Origin of the sequence: Massilia glaciei, assembly GCF_003011895.2 — a bacterium.
Taxonomy (GTDB): Bacteria; Pseudomonadota; Gammaproteobacteria; order Burkholderiales; family Burkholderiaceae_D; genus Telluria_A; species Telluria_A glaciei.
In genome coordinates this window covers 37,449-55,553 of the sequence record NZ_PXWF02000072.1, presented here as the reverse complement: position 1 = coordinate 55,553, position 18,105 = coordinate 37,449, and the positions used below count along the sequence as shown (strand labels likewise).

20 protein-coding genes are annotated in these 18,105 nt (G+C 67.9%); 15 read left to right on the top strand and 5 right to left on the bottom strand.

What is annotated here, in order from left to right; genetic code table 11:
- Positions 1–710: 710 nt before the first annotated feature.
- Together recX and recA are read right to left on the bottom strand one after the other, a co-directional pair.
- Positions 711–1,169, bottom strand: a complete 459-nt coding sequence (recX, locus tag C7C56_RS05650) for a recombination regulator RecX (protein ID WP_106756499.1) — start codon at positions 1,167–1,169, stop codon at positions 711–713.
- 5 nt (positions 1,170–1,174) lie between these two features.
- A complete protein-coding gene (gene recA / locus C7C56_RS05645) occupies positions 1,175–2,317 on the bottom strand; it encodes a recombinase RecA (protein ID WP_106756498.1) in 1,143 nt (380 codons plus the stop codon).
- A gap of 342 nt (positions 2,318–2,659) precedes the next feature.
- Here recA and C7C56_RS05640 point away from each other — a divergent pair, with 342 nt between their 5' ends.
- The 7 genes from C7C56_RS05640 (at position 2,660) to C7C56_RS05615 (ending at position 9,761) form a co-directional block, all read left to right on the top strand.
- Positions 2,660–3,367 carry a response regulator gene (locus C7C56_RS05640; protein WP_106756497.1) on the top strand — a complete coding sequence of 236 codons (708 nt, stop codon included), beginning with the start codon at positions 2,660–2,662 and terminating at the stop codon, positions 3,365–3,367.
- A complete protein-coding gene (locus C7C56_RS05635) occupies positions 3,364–4,941 on the top strand; it encodes a sensor histidine kinase (protein ID WP_229458156.1) in 1,578 nt (525 codons plus the stop codon). The genes C7C56_RS05640 and C7C56_RS05635 overlap by 4 nt, the downstream gene beginning before the upstream one ends.
- Complete coding sequence (locus C7C56_RS27940) at positions 4,938–5,126, top strand: hypothetical protein (protein ID WP_146204297.1); 189 nt, start codon at positions 4,938–4,940, stop codon at positions 5,124–5,126. The genes C7C56_RS05635 and C7C56_RS27940 overlap by 4 nt, the downstream gene beginning before the upstream one ends.
- Positions 5,127–5,138: 12 nt before the next feature.
- Entirely contained in the window at positions 5,139–5,486 is a 348-nt protein-coding gene (locus C7C56_RS05630; RefSeq protein WP_106756496.1) for a DUF4212 domain-containing protein, read from the top strand.
- Entirely contained in the window at positions 5,483–7,531 is a 2,049-nt protein-coding gene (locus C7C56_RS05625; protein ID WP_106756495.1) for a sodium:solute symporter family protein, read from the top strand. The genes C7C56_RS05630 and C7C56_RS05625 overlap by 4 nt, the downstream gene beginning before the upstream one ends.
- A gap of 171 nt (positions 7,532–7,702) precedes the next feature.
- Entirely contained in the window at positions 7,703–8,920 is a 1,218-nt protein-coding gene (locus C7C56_RS05620) for a 6-phosphofructokinase (protein ID WP_106756517.1), read from the top strand.
- A gap of 325 nt (positions 8,921–9,245) precedes the next feature.
- Entirely contained in the window at positions 9,246–9,761 is a 516-nt protein-coding gene (locus tag C7C56_RS05615; protein WP_106756494.1) for a hypothetical protein, read from the top strand.
- Positions 9,762–9,821: 60 nt separating this feature from the next.
- Here C7C56_RS05615 and C7C56_RS05610 read toward each other — a convergent pair whose 3' ends face one another.
- A complete protein-coding gene (locus C7C56_RS05610; RefSeq protein WP_106756493.1) occupies positions 9,822–10,079 on the bottom strand; it encodes a helix-turn-helix domain-containing protein in 258 nt (85 codons plus the stop codon).
- Positions 10,079–10,603: a DUF2975 domain-containing protein gene (locus tag C7C56_RS05605; RefSeq protein WP_229458154.1), complete on the bottom strand. Its 525-nt coding sequence runs from the start codon at positions 10,601–10,603 to the stop codon at positions 10,079–10,081. The genes C7C56_RS05610 and C7C56_RS05605 overlap by 1 nt, the downstream gene beginning before the upstream one ends.
- A gap of 94 nt (positions 10,604–10,697) precedes the next feature.
- Here C7C56_RS05605 and C7C56_RS05600 point away from each other — a divergent pair, with 94 nt between their 5' ends.
- Positions 10,698–11,558, top strand: coding sequence for an alpha/beta hydrolase (locus C7C56_RS05600; RefSeq protein ID WP_181373033.1), 861 nt, complete (start codon positions 10,698–10,700; stop codon positions 11,556–11,558).
- Positions 11,559–11,772: 214 nt separating this feature from the next.
- Here C7C56_RS05600 and purM read toward each other — a convergent pair whose 3' ends face one another.
- Positions 11,773–12,816 carry a phosphoribosylformylglycinamidine cyclo-ligase gene (gene purM, locus C7C56_RS05595; RefSeq protein WP_106756491.1) on the bottom strand — a complete coding sequence of 348 codons (1,044 nt, stop codon included), beginning with the start codon at positions 12,814–12,816 and terminating at the stop codon, positions 11,773–11,775.
- 145 nt (positions 12,817–12,961) lie between these two features.
- Here purM and C7C56_RS05590 point away from each other — a divergent pair, with 145 nt between their 5' ends.
- The 7 genes from C7C56_RS05590 to C7C56_RS05560 all read left to right on the top strand — a co-directional run bounded on the left by C7C56_RS05590 (position 12,962) and on the right by C7C56_RS05560 (position 18,051).
- A complete protein-coding gene (locus C7C56_RS05590; protein ID WP_106756490.1) occupies positions 12,962–14,044 on the top strand; it encodes an AI-2E family transporter in 1,083 nt (360 codons plus the stop codon).
- Between the two features lie 132 nt (positions 14,045–14,176).
- A complete protein-coding gene (hda, locus tag C7C56_RS05585) occupies positions 14,177–14,860 on the top strand; it encodes a DnaA regulatory inactivator Hda (RefSeq protein ID WP_106756489.1) in 684 nt (227 codons plus the stop codon).
- A complete protein-coding gene (locus C7C56_RS05580) occupies positions 14,857–15,528 on the top strand; it encodes a histidinol-phosphatase (protein ID WP_106756488.1) in 672 nt (223 codons plus the stop codon). Before hda ends, C7C56_RS05580 begins: the two co-directional genes overlap by 4 nt.
- Positions 15,525–16,889 (top strand): polynucleotide adenylyltransferase PcnB, encoded by a 1,365-nt coding sequence (pcnB, locus tag C7C56_RS05575; RefSeq protein ID WP_106756487.1) that lies wholly within the window; start codon positions 15,525–15,527, stop codon positions 16,887–16,889. The genes C7C56_RS05580 and pcnB overlap by 4 nt, the downstream gene beginning before the upstream one ends.
- 21 nt (positions 16,890–16,910) lie before the next feature.
- Positions 16,911–17,399 (top strand): 2-amino-4-hydroxy-6-hydroxymethyldihydropteridine diphosphokinase, encoded by a 489-nt coding sequence (folK, locus tag C7C56_RS05570; protein WP_106756486.1) that lies wholly within the window; start codon positions 16,911–16,913, stop codon positions 17,397–17,399.
- Positions 17,400–17,747 carry a DMT family protein gene (locus C7C56_RS05565; RefSeq protein WP_106756485.1) on the top strand — a complete coding sequence of 116 codons (348 nt, stop codon included), beginning with the start codon at positions 17,400–17,402 and terminating at the stop codon, positions 17,745–17,747. It begins immediately after the preceding gene.
- 46 nt (positions 17,748–17,793) lie between these two features.
- Complete coding sequence (locus C7C56_RS05560; protein ID WP_106756484.1) at positions 17,794–18,051, top strand: hypothetical protein; 258 nt, start codon at positions 17,794–17,796, stop codon at positions 18,049–18,051.
- Positions 18,052–18,105: the final 54 nt, after the last annotated feature.

Below are 18,105 nucleotides of genomic sequence, written 5' to 3'. Positions count from 1 at the left end.
TAAATAGTATGCAGCCATGTGCTAATGCACGTTGCCGCAGCTTCTACGGCAACAACCGCTCATGCGGCGCTGCTACAAAATTTTATCACAAGCGCGTCGCCAGTTGCGCTGCAACATGAATTTTTGGGTTCGATCAAAGCGGGCGGGAGGGGAATTGTTGACTCGCCGCCAATGTTGCGGCGCATGGGGCGGCCCCGATGGCAGGAACGCAACAGCGCAGGACTCGGCATCGACCACCGCCGGTGAGGAGTACGCGGGACGGGGCCCGCCTACGGCGATGGGGGGCGGCGCCGAATCCTCCGCTGTTGGGTCCCGGGTGCGGGCGCGCGTTGCTGCGGGCCGGCGCCGTGCCCTGCCGCTACGCTCCGATGGCCGCCGGCTCGGGTGCCGTGCCGCGACGCTGCGATGGCCGCCGGCTCCGGTGCCGTGCCGTGCCGCTGCGATGGCCGCCGGCTCCGGTGCCGCGAAAGCAGGGCCAGTGTAATTTTCGCGGAGAAGCGCCGCGAAAAAAAACACTGGCCCTGGTTTCGCTCGGCCCGGGCGGCGCCGACGCCATGGCTTCGGATGCCGCGCTTCATGGGCTTGTTTTATATTGCGAACCGGTACGGCGGGCCCTTCCGCTAAAAGCACCTCGTATAAAGCCTCGTTCAAGCACCCCGTTCAAGCACCCCGTTAAAGCACCCCGTTCAAGCACCCGTTCAAGCACCCCGTTAAAGCACCTCGTCGTCGGGCGCGCCGCGCAGGGCGACCCGCACGGCGGACTGGGAGAACCCGCGCTGGAGCAAAAACCGCATCTGCTTGTTGCGCGCGGCGGCGTCCTGCGCGACCTCGCCGAACTTGCGTTGCCAGACCGCGAGCGCGCGCGCGCCCTCGCCGCCGGCCAGCGCCAGCTTGTGCCGGGCCAGCGCCCCGGCGCCGACGCCGTGGCTTTGCAGCTCGGCCATGATGCGGCTGTTGCCGAAGCGCGCCGCGCGCAGGTGCACCAGCGACTCCGAAAAGCGCTCCTGCGACAGCCAGTTGTTTTTCTCGAGCAGGTCGAGCAGGGCCTCGACGTCGTCGCCGTCCTGCGCGTGGCGCCCCAGCTTGCGCGCCAGCTCGAGCCGGCTGTGCTCGCGCATCGACAGAAAGCGCAGCGCGCGCGCCTTCAGGCTAAGTTGCGGCGCGGCCATGGGGATTACTCGGAGACGGCCTTGAGCTTGGCGGCCGGGGCGGGCTTGTCGCCGGCCGGGGCGGGCTTGTCGCCGGCCGGGGCGGGCTTGTCGCCGGCCGGGGCGGGCTTGTCGCCGGCCACCGGTGGCAGCTCGCGCACGCCGAGCGCGGCGCGGACCTTGTTTTCGATCTCGCGCGCCAGCGCCGGACGCTCTTTGAGGTAGGCGCGCGCATTGTCCTTGCCCTGGCCGATGCGCTCGCCGTTGTAGCTGTACCAGGAACCGGATTTTTCGACAACCTTGTTGTCGGCCCCGAGATCGAGGATCTCGCCTTCGCGCGATGTGCCCTCGCCATACAGGATGTCGAAGTGCGCTTCTTTGAACGGCGGCGCGATTTTGTTCTTGACGACCTTGACCTTGGTCTCGTTGCCGATGACCTCGTCGCCCGATTTGATCGAGCCGGTGCGCCGGATGTCGAGCCGCACGGAGGCGTAGAACTTGAGCGCGTTGCCGCCGGTGGTGGTCTCGGGGCTGCCGAACATGACGCCGATTTTCATGCGGATCTGGTTGATGAAGATGACCAGCGTGTTGGTGCGGTTGATCGAGCCGGTGAGCTTGCGCAGCGCCTGGGACATCAGGCGCGCCTGCAGGCCCGGCAGCGAGTCGCCCATGTCGCCCTCGATCTCGGCGCGCGGCGTGAGCGCGGCGACCGAGTCGATGACGATCAGGTCGACGCTGCCCGAGCGCACCAGCGCGTCGCAGATCTCGAGCGCCTGCTCGCCCGTGTCGGGCTGGGAGATCAGCAGGTCGGTCAGATTGATGCCGAGCTTTTGCGCGTAGCCGACGTCGAGCGCGTGCTCGGCGTCGATGAAGGCGCAGGTGCCGCCCAGCTTTTGCATTTGCGCGATGGTCTGCAGCGTCAGCGTGGTCTTGCCCGACGATTCGGGGCCGTAGATTTCGACCACCCGCCCGCGCGGCAGGCCGCCGACGCCGAGCGCGATGTCGAGGCCGAGCGAACCGGTCGAGACGACCTGCACCTCTTCGATCGGGGCGCTGCCGTCCATGCGCATGATGGAACCCTTGCCGAACTGCTTTTCGATCTGCGCGAGGGCGGCGGCGAGCGCCTTGCCCTTTTCGGATCCGGTTAGTGCGGTTTTTTTGTCGTCCATAATGTTCTTTCAGTCTTGAAAAAGGGCCGGTTCACAGGTAACAGACGACACTGTATAAAAAAACAGTGGTATTTGCAAGCGCAACTTGCGAACGGGGCAAAAAAATAAAAATAGGCGTTTCGGGCCGGGTTCGGGCGCGCTTGGCTGGCCGTGGGTGGCCTTGGGCGGTTTGGGCGATTCGATCCGATTCGGGCCGATTTGGGCCGATTTGGGACATTCGCGCCGAAATACGGCGGGCGCCGCACAAAAACTGACCAAAGCGCGCCCCGATGAAACACAATACATGAAAACAAAGATTAAAAAACGCCCGCCCACACAACGCTCCAACCACCCGGTGCTCCCATGCGTATTTTACTTGCCGAAGACGACAGCGTGCTCGCCGACGGACTGACCCGGTCGCTGCGCCAGTCCGGCTACGCGATCGACTGCGTCGGCAACGGCGAGGCCGCCGACACCGCCCTCTCGACCCAGGAGTTCGACCTCCTGATCCTCGACCTCGGCCTGCCCAGGCTGTCCGGCCTAGAGGTGCTGCGCCGGCTGCGCGCGCGCGCCTCGCTGCTGCCGGTGCTGATCCTGACGGCGGCCGACTCGATCGAGCAGCGCGTCAACGGCCTCGATCTGGGCGCCGACGACTACATGGCCAAGCCGTTCGCCCTGTCCGAGCTCGAGGCGCGGGTGCGCGCGCTCACCCGCCGCGGGGCCGGCGGCGGCCCGGCCGTGATCCGCCACGGCCCGCTGTCGTACGACCAGGTCGGGCGCAGCGCCTCGATCGACGGCCAGCCGCTCGAGCTGTCGGCGCGCGAACTGGGCCTGCTCGAGATCCTGCTCGCGCGCAGCGGGCGGCTGGTCTCGAAGGAGCAGTTGGTCGACCACCTGTGCGAATGGGGCGAGGAGGTCAGCAACAACGCGATCGAGGTGTATGTGCACCGCCTGCGCAAGAAGATCGAAACGGGCGGCGTGCGCATCGCCACCGTGCGCGGGCTCGGCTACTGCCTCGAGAAGCTGCCCGAGCCGGCCAGGGGCGGCGCCGGCCCGGACGAGGCCAAGTGAACCGGGCCGTTGTCGACGCCGGGACCGAGGCCCGGCGCGGCGCGCATGCCGGCGCCGGCGCCGACGACTCCGACGACGCCGACCCGCCCTACCGGCCGCCCGCGACCGACTCCGACGAGAGCATCCAGCACTCGCTGTTCGGCGAGATCCTCGATTGGATGCTCGCGCCCCTGCTGCTGCTGTGGCCGATGAGCATCGCGATCACCTACCTGGTTGCCAAGTCGATCGCCAACGATCCGTTCGACCGCGCGCTCGAGGACAGCGTGACCGTGCTGGCGCAGCAGGTGCGCGAGGTCGACGGCAAGCTGGTTCCGCGCCTGCCTGGCAGCGCGCGCGCGATCCTGCGCGCCGACGACGTCGACAGCGTGTACTTCCAGATCACCGGCCCGGGCGCCGAGCACGTCGACGGCGACCGCGACCTGCCGCCGCCGCCGCCCGGCGCCGACCGCACCGCCGGCGCGGTCCACCTGCGCAACGACGCGCTGCACGGCACCCAGGTCCGGATCGCGTATACGTATGTGAACCTGGCGTATGTGGACCTGGCGTATGCGAACCCGGGCCCGCGCGGGGCGGCCCCGCGCGCGGCGCTGGTGCAGGTGGCCGAGACGCTCGACAAGCGCGCGCGGCTGGCCAACGAGATCATCAAGGGGGTGATCCTGCCCCAGTTCATCATTCTCCCGATCGCGCTCGCGCTGGTCTGGTTCGCACTCGCGCGCGGGCTCTCGCCGCTGGCCGAGCTGCAGGCGCGCATCCGCGCGCGCCGGCCCGACGACCTCAGTCCGATCGACTCGCGCCAGGTGCCCGAGGAGATCTCGCCGCTGGTCGGCTCGCTCAACGACATGCTCGAGCGGCTGGCGCACACGATCGGCATGCAAAAGCGCTTCATCGCCGATGCCGCGCACCAGATGAAGACGCCGCTGGCGGGCATGCGCATGCAGTCCGAGCTGGCGCTGCGCCAGCGCGACCCGCTCGAGATCCACCGTTCGCTCGAACAACTGGCCAAGAGCTCGGAGTCGGCCACGCGGCTGGTCAACCAGCTGCTGGCACTGGCGCGCGCCGAAAACGTGCCGCGCGCCGGGGTCGGCTTCGTCGCGCTCGACCTGCGCGATGTGGCGCGCCAGGCGGTGCAGGACTGGGTGCCGGCCTCGTTCGCCAACCGGATCGACCTCGGCTTCGAGCAGCCCGAGCTGCCGGTGCGGATCGAGGGCAATGCGCTGATGCTGCGCGAGATGCTCTCGAACCTGATCGACAACGCGCTGCGCTACACCCCGGCCGGCGCCAGCGTGACGGTGCGCGTGCTGGCCGAGCCCGGGCAGGCCGTGCTCGAGGTCGAGGACACCGGTCCCGGCATCGCCCCGGCCGAACGGGCGCAGGTGTTCGAACGCTTCTACCGGATCCTCGACGGCGGCGCGCCCGGCAGCGGCCTGGGGCTGGCGATCGTGCGCGAGATCGCGCAGCAGCACGGCGCCGAGGTCGAACTGTCGGACAACCCGCGCGGCGCGGCCGGGTCGCCCGGCTGCCTGTTCCGGCTCGCCTTCGCGCTGGCGTCGGCCGACGCCGGCGAGGCCGCATGAACCCGACCGGAAACCGTTTTGAGGAAACCGATTCAAAAAGACCGATCCAGGAACCGCTTCAAAAACCGTTCTGGGAACGATTTGCAGGAACGATTCGCGGAGACGATTCGCAGAACCGATTCGCAGGAGCGAAACGCATCGCGGAAACGCTTCGCCTTGTAAAAAACGCCTTGTATAAACGATAGAAGACAGCCGACATGAGCGACACGCCCGACCCGTCCCAACCCGCCGCCGCCTGCGCGCCGGCGCCACGCCAGGCGCGCCAGGCCGCCCTGCTCGCGGCGCGCGCCGGGCACTGGCGCCAGACCCGGCGGCTGACCGCGCTGCTGCTGGCGCTCTGGTTCGGCGCCGGCTTTTGCACCGTGTTCTTCGCGCGCGAACTGGCTTCGGTCTCGCTGTTCGGCTGGCCGCTCTCGTTCTACCTGGCGGCGCAGGGCTCGGCGCTGGCGTTCCTGGCGATAGTGGCCGGCTACGCGCTGGCGATGCGCCGCATCGACCTGCGCTACCGGCGCCGCGCCGGCGCGCTGGAAGCGGCGCGCCCATGAGCGCCCCGGCCAGCTACTTCCGCAAACTGAGCCGCTACTACCTGTGGTTCACGGCCTGCTTCGGTCTGTTCCTGTGCGCGCTCGCGCTGCTCGAGTCCGAGGGCATGCCGCGCATCTGGATCGGCTACCTGTTCATGTTCGCCACCATCACGCTGTACGCGACCATCGGCGTCATCAGCCGCACCTCGAACGTGAGCGAATACTACGTGGCGGGGCGGCGCGTGCCGGCCCTGTTCAACGGCATGGCGACGGCGGCCGACTGGATCTCGGCGGCCAGTTTCATCAGCCTGGCCGGCGGCCTGTACCTGCACGGCTTCGACGGCCTGGCCTACATTCTGGGCTGGACCGGCGGTTACTGCCTGGCGGCGCTGCTGATCGCGCCCTACCTGCGCAAGTTCGGCCAGTACACGATCCCCGACTTCCTGGCCGAGCGCTACGGCGGCGGCGCCGGCGGGCGCGGCGCGCCGGTGCGCGCGATCGCCGTCGGCGCCACCATCATCGTCTCGTTCACCTACGTGGTGGCGCAGATCTACGCGGTCGGCCTGATCGCCTCGCGCTTCACCGGGGTCGACTTCTCGGTCGGGATCTTCCTCGGGCTGGCCAGCATTTTGGTGTGCTCGTTTCTGGGCGGCATGCGCGGCATCACCTGGACCCAGGTGGCGCAGTACATCATCATCCTGGTCGCGTTTTTGATACCGACCATGTGGCTGTCGCACAAGCACGCCGACAATCCGCTGCCGCAGGTGGCCTACGGCGCGGTGCTGCCCAAGCTGGCGCAGCGCGAGGCCGAGCTGCTGCGCGACCCGAAGGAGCTGCAGGTGCGAGCCATATTCAGGGCGCGCGCCGAGGCCGACGCGGCGCGCCTGGCCGCGCTGCCGCAGTCGTGGGAGGCCGGGCGCGACGCGGCCCAGCGCCGGCTCGACACGTTGCGCCTGCGCGAGGCTTCGCTGTCGGAGATCCGCGCCGCCGAGCGGGCCTTGATCTCCTGGCCGCGCACCCCCGGCGACGCCGCCGCGCAGTGGGCCGACGCGCGCGGGGCCAGCCTGAAACGGGCGCAGGCGCCCGAACCGCAGGCGACCCCGTTCCCGGGCGCCGACCGGGCCCGGTCCGACCAGCGCCGCAACAATTTTCTGGCGCTGGTGTTCTGCCTCATGCTCGGCACCGCCGCCCTGCCGCACATCCTGATGCGCTCGTACACCACGGCCTCGGTGCACGAGACGCGCGTGTCGGTGTTCTGGACCCTGTTCTTCGTGCTGCTGGTCTACCTGACGATCCCGGCGCTGGCGGTGCTGGTCAAGTACGACATCTACTCGCACCTGGTCGGCAGCGACTACGCGCAGCTGCCCAACTGGATCGCCTACTGGGCCAACGTCGACAAGCTCAATCCCCTGATCGGGATCGCCGACATCAACGGCGACGGCATCGTGCAGCTGGCCGAGATCGCCATCGACGGCGACGTGCTGGTGCTGGCCACGCCCGAAATCGGCGGCCTGCCGTATGTGATTTCGGGACTGGTCGCGGCCGGCGGGCTGGCGGCGGCGCTGTCGACCGCCGACGGCCTGCTGCTGGCGATCTCCAACGCGCTCTCGCACGACGTCTACTACAAGATGGTCGACCCGGCCGCCTCGACCCAGAAGCGGGTCACGATCTCCAAGCTGCTGCTGCTCGGGGTGGCCTTCGTGGCCGCCTACGTGGCCTCGCAAAAGCCGGCCGACATCCTGTCGCTGGTGGGCGCGGCGTTCTCGCTGGCCGCCTCGACCCTGTTCCCGGCGCTGGTGCTGGGCGTGTTCTGGAAGCGCGCCAACCACGCCGGGGCGGTCGCCGGCATGCTGGGCGGCTTCGCCGTGTGCCTGTACTACATGGTGGCCACCAATCCGATCCTGGGCGGCGGCGCGCAGGCCCAGTGGTTCGGCATCGCGCCGATTTCGGCCGGCGTGTTCGGGGTGCCGGCCGGGCTGGCGGCGCTGGTGCTGGCGAGCCTACTGACGGCGCCGCCGACCGCGCGCAGCGGCGGCATGGTCGACCACATCCGCGCGCCCGAGTAGCCATGCAAGCGCGCGCGGCGCCGGCGTGCGAACAGCCATGGGCGCGCCGGCGCCGCGGACGGCCCAGGCGCGCGCCCGGCCGTTGCGCGAAATATCGGCGGCGCGCCGTGGCCGGCGCGCCGTTTCGCGCTATCCTTGGGGCGGGTCGTCCACACATTCAAGGAGATGCGCATGTCGTCAGGAAAAATTCTGGTCGCACAGGGAGGCGGCCCCACCGCCGTCATCAACCAGTCGATGGTCGGGGTCGCGCTCGAGGCGCGCCGCTTCAACCACGTCACGCGCGTCTACGGCGCGCTGCACGGGGTGCGCGGGATCGTCGACGAGAACTTCGTCGACCTGACCCAGGAGACCAGCCACAACCTCGAACTGGTCGCCTCGACACCCTCGTCGGCGCTCGGCTCGACCCGCGACAAGCCCGACATCGCCTACTGCCAGGAGATCTTCAAGGTGCTGCGCGCGCACGAGATCGAGCATTTCTTCTACATCGGCGGCAACGACTCGTCCGACACGGTGCGCATCGTCAGCCTCGAGGCGGCCAAGGCCGGCTACCCGCTGCGCTGCATCCACATCCCCAAGACCATCGACAACGACCTCGTCGGCAACGACCACACGCCGGGCTTCCCGTCGGCCGCGCGTTTCGTGGCGCAGGCCTTCGCCGGCGCCAACCTCGACAACGCGGCGCTGCCGGGCGTGTACGTGGGCGTGGTCATGGGCCGGCACGCGGGCTTCCTCACGGCCGCCTCCGCGCTCGGCAAAAAGTTCCCCGACGACGGCCCGCACCTGATCTACCTGCCCGAGCGCACCTTCGTGCTCGAGCAATTCCTGGCCGACGTCAAGGCCACCTACGCGCGCCACGGGCGCTGCGTGATCGCCGTCTCCGAGGGCATCCACGACGCCTCGGGCGAGCCGATCGCCAGCCTGCTGGCCAGGGAGGTCGAGCGCGACGACCATGGCAACGTGCAGTTGTCGGGCACCGGCGCGCTGGCCGACCTGCTGTGCGACGAGATCAAGGCCAAGCTCGGCATCAAGCGGGTGCGCGGCGACACCTTCGGCTATCTGCAGCGCTCGTTCATCGGCTGCGTCTCCGACGTCGACCAGCGCGAGGCGCGCGAGGTCGGCGAGAAGGCGGTGCAGTTCGCCATGTGGGGCGACCGCGACGGTTCGGTCGCGATCAAGCGCACCGGCTACTATTCGGTCGACTACGAGCTGCTGCCGCTCGAGGCCGTGGCCGGCAAGACGCGCGTGATGGAGGACGAGTTCATCAGCGCCAGCGGCACCGACGTCACCGACGCCTTCCGCCTGTACCTGCGCCCGCTGCTCGGCTCGGGCATGCCCGACGCGTTCCGCCTGCGCACCGCGCCGGTGCCGAAAATCCTCAAAAAAAACTAGCGGCCCTGCCGGACTTCGGGTTCAAAGAACGTCACCGGCATTTTTTGCGGCCGACGATCCCTTACGTTCCCTTGTCCCGCGCGCTACAAGGCGGGGCAATTCAAAATTGAATGGCGCGGGCGCCAGCTATGCGTATTCGTATGGGGCGCGCGGCAAGCGGCAATCCCGTCCCGCGCACGCGGCGCCGCGCACTTCCCACCTTGTTCGGCCGCCGCTCCGAACCGTATCGGGTTCGATGAAACGCTGGCCACAATGGCGGAAATCATGCTTAAATGCAAATATTACACCCGATGCCATCGACCGCTTTTCAACCCAAGGTGACCACATGAAGCTCTTTAGCGTGAACATAATCTCCGTCCTGACCCTGGCGCTCGCCTCCCTGTCCGCCGCGGCCGCGCCCGGCTCACCGATTGGCGGAATCATTGTCAAGGGCGGCAAGAACCCGGGAGGGCAGATGCTGGTGTTGGCGACCACGGATGCAAGTGGGAAATTCAGCATCAAGTTCGCGGAAAGCGGCGAATACCAGCTCGCGTTCGTCGGCGCCGCCAGGCGAACGGCGGGTGGGCGCGATGCAGACCTGCAACTTGACTACATGGTCCGCGCCAATCAAACAAGCGGCGCCCGGGGCATGGCTCCAACGGCGCGCCAATCCGCGCGCTTTGCGGGCAATGCGCACACTGCCCAGCTATTCGTGAAGGTGCCGCCAGGGGGCGCCGAGATTGCCGGCGTGCTGCGGGTGGGGGCTGCGCCCGATGCCAGCCCGGCGGCCGAGCGGGCGATCAATGAGAGTGGCGTGAGCGTCAAGTCGCCGACCAAAAAGGGCGCCACCACCAAGCATTGAGCGCGCGGGCGCCCTCAATCCCGGTGCACGTCCTTTTACAACAGCATGTCGACGGCGCCATCAGAAAGCGCCACCCTCGGCCGCGGCATCGGCCGCCGCATCGCCGTCTTCGGCGCCGGGCACCCATTCGAGCAGGTCGCCGGGCTGGCAGGCGAGGTAGTCGCAGATTCTTTCGAGCGTCGAAAAACGCAGCCCCTTGACCTTGCCCGACTTGAGCAGCGACAGGTTCTGCTCGGTGATGCCGACGTGCGCGGCCAGGTCCTTCGACTTGACCTTGCGCCGCGCCAGCATCAGGTCGAGGTGAATCACGATGGCCATCAGACGAAGCCCGCGTTTTCTTCGGCCAGCCGGCGCCCCTCGTGCATCATGCCGGTCACCAGGTAGAACAGCGCGCACACGAATATGAGCAGCACCACCTCGGCGCTGACGCTGATCGACATGCCCGGCGCCGGATCGCCGAAGCCGTGGCGGAACGCCAGCGCGCGCAGCGGCACCGCGGCGATCGACCACAGCGTGGCGAGCAGGGTCGCGCCGGCGAACGCGCGCAGGTGCTCGATGTTGGCCAGGTCGAAGACGGCGCGGCGCCCGACGTTGGCGAGCATGCGCTCGAGCCGCCACATGCCGTAGGACAGCGCGCCGAGCACCGGCAGCGCCAGCGCCGCGCCGGCCAGCCGTTGCCCCATGGGCAGCGCGCGCATGGCCTCGACGCTGATGCCGTCGGCGCTCATCTGCATGAAGGCGTGCGCGGGCAGCAGGCTGCTCCAGGCCAGCACAAAAAACGCGACTTGCAGGAAAACACAGACCGCAAGCAGGATCCGGATCACGCGGCATTGCATATTCATGATTGTATTATTACTGTTTACGATAATTTTTCCTCGCAAAACAATAATTAATGATTGTTATTCACTCATGGTATCAGCCACCAAGGAGCCCCGCATGCGCCCCACCCCCATTCTTGCCGCCCCCATTCTCGCCGCCGCCACGCTCGCGGCCGTCCTGCTCGCCGGCTGCGGCACCATGCAGATCGGCGAAGCGAATTTTTTGAAGCCCGACAAGCCCGGCGCGGCGCCCCGGCAGCGGCTCGACGTGGCGGCCATGTTCCCGGCGGCCACGGTGCGCGACGAGACCGTGGCGGCGGCCGACGGCGCCCAGTTGCGTGGTCTGACCGTGCGCCAGCCGGGAGCTTCGGCGGCCGTGCTCTACTTTGGCGGCAATATGTTCCACCTCGACGCGCACGGCGCCGGGGTGCTGCCGCTGCTGGCCGCCTGCGGCAGCAATGTGGTCGTGTTCGACTACCGCGGCTACGGCCGCAGCGGCGGGACGCCCACGCTGGCCAGGCTGCTGGCCGACGCGCTGCGGGTGTTCGACCATGTGAACGCGCAGCATCCGGGCGCGGTGGTGGTGCACGGCCAGTCGCTGGGCAGCTTCGTGGCCGGCCACGTGGCGCGCGAGCGAGCGTCGGTGCGCGCGCTGGTGCTCGAGGCGACCGCCACCAACGTGCCCGACTGGGTCGACGCCAACGTGCCCTGGTATGCGCGGCCGTTCGTCAAGCTCGAGGTGGGCGAGCCGCTGCGCGCGGTCGACAACGCGGCCGTCGCGGCGCGCTACCGCGGGCCGGCGCTGGTGCTGGCCGGGACGCGCGACAAGGCCACCCCGCCGGTCTTGGGCCGCAAGGTGTTCGACGCCCTGCCGGGGCCGCACAAACAATGGCTGCAGGTCGACGCCACGCACAATGGGATCTTCGGGCACCCGCAGGTGGCCAAGCCCTATTGCGACCTCGTGTCGCAGGCGCGATAAAACAACGCTGGGATTCGTATCGCTAGAACCCAGCCAACCAAAAACAACATCGTCCCCGCGGATGCGGCGCGGCGAGCCGCGCCCCCATAGAACGGTTGCTATGTGCGAACGTTCTATGGGTCCCCGCCAAGGGGGGCGCCGAGCCCGAGGACGATGTCGTCGTGTGCCGATTTTGCCTTGCTTAAGCAGCACTAAGCCGCTGGCAGGTATGCGCTTAAACGACGATGGTCTGGTGCTCGTCGCCCACCTGCGCGCGAATGGCGCCGATGCGCGAGACCGTCTCGCCGGCCGCCTGCAAATAGGCGAAGGCGGCGTCGGCGTTCTCTTGCGAGACGATCACGATCATGCCGATGCCGCAGTTGAAGACACGGTGCATCTCGGCCTCGGCCACGTTGCCGTGCTGTTGCAGCCACTGGAACAGCGGCGGCATGGTCCAGGCCTTGGAGTCGAGTTCGGCGACCAGGCCCGGTTGCAGCACGCGCGGCACGTTTTCGACCAAGCCGCCGCCGGTGATGTGGACCATGCCCTTGACTTCCATCGAGGCCATCAGCGCCAGCAGCGGCTTGACGTAGATGCGGGTCGGCTCCATGAGCACGTCGGCCAGCTTGCGGCCATGGAAGTCGCCGTCGAGGTCGGGCTTGGCCACCTCGATGATCTTGCGCACCAGTGAATAGCCGTTCGAGTGCACGCCCGACGAGGCCAGCCCCAGCACCACGTCGCCCGGGCAGATCTTGGTGCCGTCGATGATCTGGGATTTTTCGACCGCGCCGACGGCGAAGCCGGCCAGGTCGTATTCGCCGGCCGGGTACATGCTCGGCATTTCGGCGGTCTCGCCGCCGATCAGGGCGCAGCCGGCCTGCTCGCAGCCCTGCGCGATGCCCTTGATGACCGAGGTCGCGATCGCCACGTCGAGCTTGCCGCAGGCGAAGTAGTCGAGGAAGAACAACGGCTCGGCGCCCTGCACCAGGATGTCGTTGACGCTCATGGCGACGAGGTCGATGCCGACCGTGTCGTGCCGGTTCAGCTCGAACGCGAGCCGCAGCTTGGTGCCGACGCCGTCGGTGCCCGACACCAGCACCGGCTCCTTGTACTTTTTGCCGATCTCGAACATGGCGCCAAAGCCGCCCAGGCCGCCCATGACGCCTTCGCGCATGGTGCGCTTGGCGAACGGCTTGATCGCCTCGACCAGGGCGTCGCCCGCATCGATATCGACCCCGGCATCGCGGTAGGAAAGGGAAACATTAGTATCTTGGCTCATGGTGTATTTGGCAGCGGAGGCGGTAAAATAGGCGGAGGGCCAATTCAACGCGCGCGCGCCTCAAACTGGTCAATCCTCTATTTTATCAAAATGCCCCGCCCCCAGCTTGGTTAACCCGCACAATTAACCCACCGACGACAGATCCATGCCATTTTCCCTCACGTCCGAGCAGAAGCAGACAGCGTTTTGGATCACTCTCGGGCTGGCGTTGGCGCTGCTGCTGTACGCGCTCGGACCGGTGCTCACGCCCTTCATCGCCGCCGCCATCCTGGCCTACGCGCTCAATGGCGCGGTCGACCAGCTCGACCAGCGCCGCGTCGGCCGCTTCGACGTCCCGCGCCCGGTCGCCGTCAGCGTGGTCATGGTCGCGTTCATCGCCGCGCTCACGGCACTGGTGCTGATCGTGATCCCGGTGCTGCTCACGCAAATCCCGCTGCTGCAGGCGCAGCTGCCCGCGTTCCTGGTCAAGCTCGACGAGGTGGTCACGCCGCGCCTGGCCGCGCTCGGCGTGCACGTGCGGCTCGACGTGGCCGGCATCCGCGAGCTGCTGACCCAGCACATGGCCACCAGCGGCGAGGCCATCTGGGACGCCGTGCTGGCGTCGGCCCGCATCGGCGGCGGCGCCCTGCTCGGCTGGCTCGCCACGCTGGTGCTGATCCCGGTGGTGCTGTACTACCTGCTGCTCGACTGGCATCCGATGGTGCGCAAGATCGGGCGCGTGGTGCCGCGCCGCTGGTCGGTGCAAACCACCGGCATGGCGCAGGAGGTCAACGTGCTGCTGGCGCAGTACCTGCGCGGGCAGCTGCTCGTGATGCTGGTGCTGGCCGTGTACTACTCGGCCGCGCTGGGCATCGCCGGCATCAAGGTCGCGCTCCCGGTGGGCATCCTCACGGGGGTGCTGGTGTTCATCCCCTACCTCGGCTTCGGGCTGGGCCTGGCGCTGGCGCTGATCGCGGCGGTGCTGCAGTTCTCCGACTGGAGCGGGGTGGTGTCGGTGGCGCTCATCTACGCGGTCGGCCAGGTGTTCGAGAGTTTCGTGCTCACGCCGCGGCTGGTGGGCGAGCGCATCGGCCTCAATCCGCTGGCGGTGATCTTCGCGCTGATGGCCTTCGGCCAGCTGTTCGGCTTCGTCGGGGTGCTGCTCGCGCTGCCGCTGTCGGCGATCCTGATGGTGGGCGCGGGACACTTGCGCCACCACTATCTGCGCAGCAGCTTCTATAATGCCTGATTCACGGCCCCGGCCGCGCGGCGGAACGAGCAAGGGATGAGCGAGAGATGAACAAGCGATGAGTAAGCGATGAACAAGCGGACAAGCGTTGAACAAGCGATGAGCAAGCGATGAACAAGCGATGAGCAAGCGATGAAGCAGCTGGTGCTCGATTTAGGCGCCGAGCAGGCGCACAGCCTCGATACGTTCGAGGTGGGGCAGAACGCCGAGCTGGCGCATCTGATGCACCAGTTCGCCGAACGCGCCTCGCGCGAGCATTTCGCCTACCTGTGGGGCGAGAGTGCCGCCGGCAAGACCCATCTGCTGCGCGCGCTCGCGGCCACCCCCGGCTCGCGCTACATCGGCGCCGGCGCGCCCGAGGGCGACTTCGTCTACACCCCCGGGGTCAGCCTGTACCTGCTCGACGACTGCGGCGGGCTCGACCCGGCGCGCCAGATCGACGCCTTCGCCCTGTTCAACCAGATCCGCGAGCACGGCGCGTTCATGGTCTCGACCGGCCCGGTGCCGCCGGCCGTGCTGCCGGTGCGCGAGGACCTGCGCACGCGCATGGGCTGGGGCCTGATCTACCAGATCCACGGCCTGTCCGACGACGAGAAGATCGCCGCCCTGACCCACGCGGCCGAAGCCCGGGGTTTGACGCTGTCGGCGAGCGTGTTACCCTACCTGCTGTCACATTTCCGGCGCGACATGCGCTCGCTCTCGACCATGCTCGACGCGCTCGACCAATACTCCCTCGAAACCCAGCGGCCCGTCACCCTGCCGCTGCTACGTGACCTGCTGTTACAAGCGAACCAGCAGGCGGAACCAAAAGAATGAAGAATCTGGCCCTGTTCGACCTTGACCACACCCTGATCCCGATCGACTCCGACTACGAATGGGGCCAATTTTTGGTGCGCATCGGCGCGGTCGACCCGGTGCAGTTTAAAAACGCCAACGACCTGTTCTTCGAACAGTACCAGGCCGGCGCGCTCGACCCGGCCGAATACCTCGCCTTCGCGCTCGGCACGCTGGCGCGCTTTCCCCGCCACGAGCTCGACGCCATGCACGCGCAATTCATGCGCGAAGTGGTCGACCCGGTGATGCTGCCGCCGGCCCGGGCCCTGCTGCGGCGGCACGTCGAGGCCGGCGACCTGGTCGCCATCATCACCGCGACCAACCACTTCGTGACGGCGCCGATCGCCGCCGCCTTCGGGGTCGGACACCTGATCGCGGCCAAGCCCGAAGTCGACGAGCGCGGCCACATCACCGGCAAACTGCTCGGCGTCCCGACCTCGGGCGAGGGCAAGGTCACCCACCTCCACGCATGGCTGGAGCAGATCGGCACGCCGCTCGGCGCATTCGGGCGCAGCTACTTCTACAGCGATTCGCAAAACGACATCCCCCTCCTGTCCGTCGTCACACACCCCGTCGCGACCAACCCCAACGCTGCGCTGGCAACGCATGCGACGCGCCTTGGCTGGCCTTCACTCCATCTATTTAAATGATCAAAAAATTCATCCGCAAGATCCTCGGCGTCAAAGACAAGCCAACCGCGCGCGACCTGACCCAACCGGTCATCCTGGGACAGGCCGACCACGGCATCGACCCCAAGCTGCTGTCCTCGAACGCGATCCGGGTCACCTCCAGCCTGCAGGAGGCCGGCTTCCAGGCCTTCGTGGTCGGCGGCGCCGTGCGCGACCTGCTGCTCGGGGTCAAGCCGAAGGACTTCGACATCGCCACCAACGCCACGCCGGAACAGGTCAAGCGCTTGTTCCGGCGCGCCTTCATCATCGGCAAGCGCTTCCAGATCGTGCACGTGATGTTCGGCCAGGACCTGCTCGAGGTGACCACCTTCCGCGGCGCCGGCGAGATCAACGCGCCCAAGGATGAACACGGGCGCGTCCTGCGCGACAACACCTTTGGCCCGCAGCACGAGGACGCGATGCGGCGCGACTTCACCATCAACGCGATGTACTACGACCCGGCCACACAGCAGGTGCTCGACTACCATGGCGGCATCGCCGACATCCGCGACAAGACCTTGCGCATCATCGGCCAGCCCGAGGCGCGCTACCGCGAAGACCCGGTGCGCCTGCTGCGCGTGGTGCGCTTCGCGGCCAAGCTGCAGTTCACGATCGAGCCGGGCACGCGCGAGCCGATCCACGTGATGGCGCCATTGATCAACAACGTGCCGGCCCCGCGCGTGTTCGACGAGATGCTCAAGCTGCTCATGAGCGGGCACGCGCTGGCCTGCCTGCAGCAGTTGCGCAAGGAGGGCCTGCACCACGGCCTGCTGCCGCTGCTCGACGTGGTGCTCGAGCAGCCGATCGGCATGAAGTTCGTCACCCTCGCGCTCGAGTCGACCGACGACCGGATCAAGGCCGGCAAGGGCGTCTCGCCGGGCTTTTTGTTCGCCTCGCTGCTGTGGCACCAGGTGGTCGAGAAGTGGACCGCCTACCGCGCCGCCGGCGAGGCGCCGATCCCGGCGCTGCACCTGGCCGCCGACGACGTGCTCGACTCGCAAACCGAGAAGCTGGCGCTGCAGCGCAAGATCGGCTCGGACATGCGCGACATCTGGTCGATGCAGCCGCGCTTCGAGCGCCGCAACGGCAAGACCCCGTACAAGCTGCTCGAGCATCCGCGCTTCCGCGCCGGCTACGACTTCCTGTTGCTACGCTGCCAGTCGGGCGAGATCGAGATGGAGCTGGGCGAATGGTGGACCGCGTTCTACGAGGGCGACATCAGCGAGCGCGAGCACCTGGTCGAGACCGCGCACGCGGCGCCCGGCCCCAAGCGCAAACGCGCGCCGCGGCGCTCGCCGCGCAACAAGCAAAGCGAGACGAGCGGCAGCACCATCGAGGAGTGAGAGGCTGAGAGTCTTTCGATCATGACCGTCCGCCCCACTACCGCCTACATCGGCATCGGCGCCAACCTGGGCGACGCCCGCGCCAACGTCGACGACGCGCTCGCGCGCCTGGCCGCGCTGCCGGGCGGGCGCCTGCTGCGCCACTCCAAGCACTACCGCAGCGCGCCGATCGACTCCTCGGGCGACGACTACGTCAACGCCGTGGCCTGCATCGAGACCGGACTGGGCGCGGCGGCGCTGCTGGCGGCGCTGCACGGCATCGAACTGGCGCACGGGCGCGAACGGCCCTACCGCAACGCGCCGCGCACGCTCGACCTCGACATTTTGCTGTACGGCGACGAGGTGATCGACACCGCCGCGCTGCAGGTGCCGCACCCGCGCATGCACCAGCGCGCCTTCGTGCTGCTGCCGCTGCTCGAGATCGCGCCCGCAGTCGAGATTCCCGGGCTGGGCCCGGCGCTGGCGCTGGCGGGCGCGGTGGCCGCGCAGGACATCACCCGGCTCGATTAAATGCAGATCCCCGTCATCGTCCAAACCGTCGGCCTGCTGGTGCTGTCGAACGTGTTTATGACGATCGCGTGGTACGGGCACCTCAAGAACATGTCGCACCGGGCCTGGTGGTACGCGGCGCTGGTCAGCTGGGGCATCGCCCTGTTCGAATACATGCTGCAGGTGCCGGCCAACCGCATCGGCCACACCCAGTACAGCCTGGCGCAACTCAAGATCATGCAGGAGGCGATCACCTTGAGCGTGTTCGTCCCGTTCGCCATGCTCTACATGGGCCAGCCGTTCAAGCTCGACTACGTATGGGCCGCCCTGTGCCTGGTCGGCGCCGTGTACTTCATCTTCCGCAGCTGACACCGCCTGGGCGGGCTCTATATCCACTGAGTAACCGAGCAAACAAATGATGTTCCAGTCAATCTCCTCGCCGGCCATCATCGCCGCGTTCATAACGAGTTTGACGTTCCCTTGCGCCAGCCTGGCGGGGCCCGAGGCGACCGAGCGTTGGGCGCCGCAGCCCCCGCGCGGCATGCCCGGCGAGAGCTGCCGCGCGCACGGCGCGGCGGCGATCAAGCAGCAGGACCATGGCGATGCCGTGAACTTCCGCAATAAATGGATCAGGCCACTTGACGCCACCGCCGCCCTTGCGCGGGGCGACTGACAAAAAAATGGGCGGTGCCGGACGACCCAGACCTTGGGTCGCCGGTCCGCCCGC

Excerpts from the sequence above, each read along its gene's own strand:
- recX (WP_106756499.1), bottom strand. The coding sequence starts at position 1,169 with ATGGCCGCGCCGCAACTTAGCCTGAAGGCGCGCGCGCTGCGCTTTCTG.
- recA (WP_106756498.1), bottom strand. The coding sequence starts at position 2,317 with ATGGACGACAAAAAAACCGCACTAACCGGATCCGAAAAGGGCAAGGCG.
- C7C56_RS05640 (WP_106756497.1), top strand. The coding sequence starts at position 2,660 with ATGCGTATTTTACTTGCCGAAGACGACAGCGTGCTCGCCGACGGACTG.
- C7C56_RS27940 (WP_146204297.1), top strand. The coding sequence starts at position 4,938 with ATGAACCCGACCGGAAACCGTTTTGAGGAAACCGATTCAAAAAGACCG.
- C7C56_RS05630 (WP_106756496.1), top strand. The coding sequence starts at position 5,139 with ATGAGCGACACGCCCGACCCGTCCCAACCCGCCGCCGCCTGCGCGCCG.
- C7C56_RS05625 (WP_106756495.1), top strand. The coding sequence starts at position 5,483 with ATGAGCGCCCCGGCCAGCTACTTCCGCAAACTGAGCCGCTACTACCTG.
- C7C56_RS05620 (WP_106756517.1), top strand. The coding sequence starts at position 7,703 with ATGTCGTCAGGAAAAATTCTGGTCGCACAGGGAGGCGGCCCCACCGCC.
- C7C56_RS05615 (WP_106756494.1), top strand. The coding sequence starts at position 9,246 with ATGAAGCTCTTTAGCGTGAACATAATCTCCGTCCTGACCCTGGCGCTC.
- C7C56_RS05610 (WP_106756493.1), bottom strand. The coding sequence starts at position 10,079 with ATGGCCATCGTGATTCACCTCGACCTGATGCTGGCGCGGCGCAAGGTC.
- C7C56_RS05605 (WP_229458154.1), bottom strand. The coding sequence starts at position 10,603 with ATGAATATGCAATGCCGCGTGATCCGGATCCTGCTTGCGGTCTGTGTT.
- C7C56_RS05600 (WP_181373033.1), top strand. The coding sequence starts at position 10,698 with ATGCGCCCCACCCCCATTCTTGCCGCCCCCATTCTCGCCGCCGCCACG.
- purM (WP_106756491.1), bottom strand. The coding sequence starts at position 12,816 with ATGAGCCAAGATACTAATGTTTCCCTTTCCTACCGCGATGCCGGGGTC.
- C7C56_RS05590 (WP_106756490.1), top strand. The coding sequence starts at position 12,962 with ATGCCATTTTCCCTCACGTCCGAGCAGAAGCAGACAGCGTTTTGGATC.
- hda (WP_106756489.1), top strand. The coding sequence starts at position 14,177 with ATGAAGCAGCTGGTGCTCGATTTAGGCGCCGAGCAGGCGCACAGCCTC.
- C7C56_RS05580 (WP_106756488.1), top strand. The coding sequence starts at position 14,857 with ATGAAGAATCTGGCCCTGTTCGACCTTGACCACACCCTGATCCCGATC.
- pcnB (WP_106756487.1), top strand. The coding sequence starts at position 15,525 with ATGATCAAAAAATTCATCCGCAAGATCCTCGGCGTCAAAGACAAGCCA.
- folK (WP_106756486.1), top strand. The coding sequence starts at position 16,911 with ATGACCGTCCGCCCCACTACCGCCTACATCGGCATCGGCGCCAACCTG.
- C7C56_RS05565 (WP_106756485.1), top strand. The coding sequence starts at position 17,400 with ATGCAGATCCCCGTCATCGTCCAAACCGTCGGCCTGCTGGTGCTGTCG.
- C7C56_RS05560 (WP_106756484.1), top strand. The coding sequence starts at position 17,794 with ATGATGTTCCAGTCAATCTCCTCGCCGGCCATCATCGCCGCGTTCATA.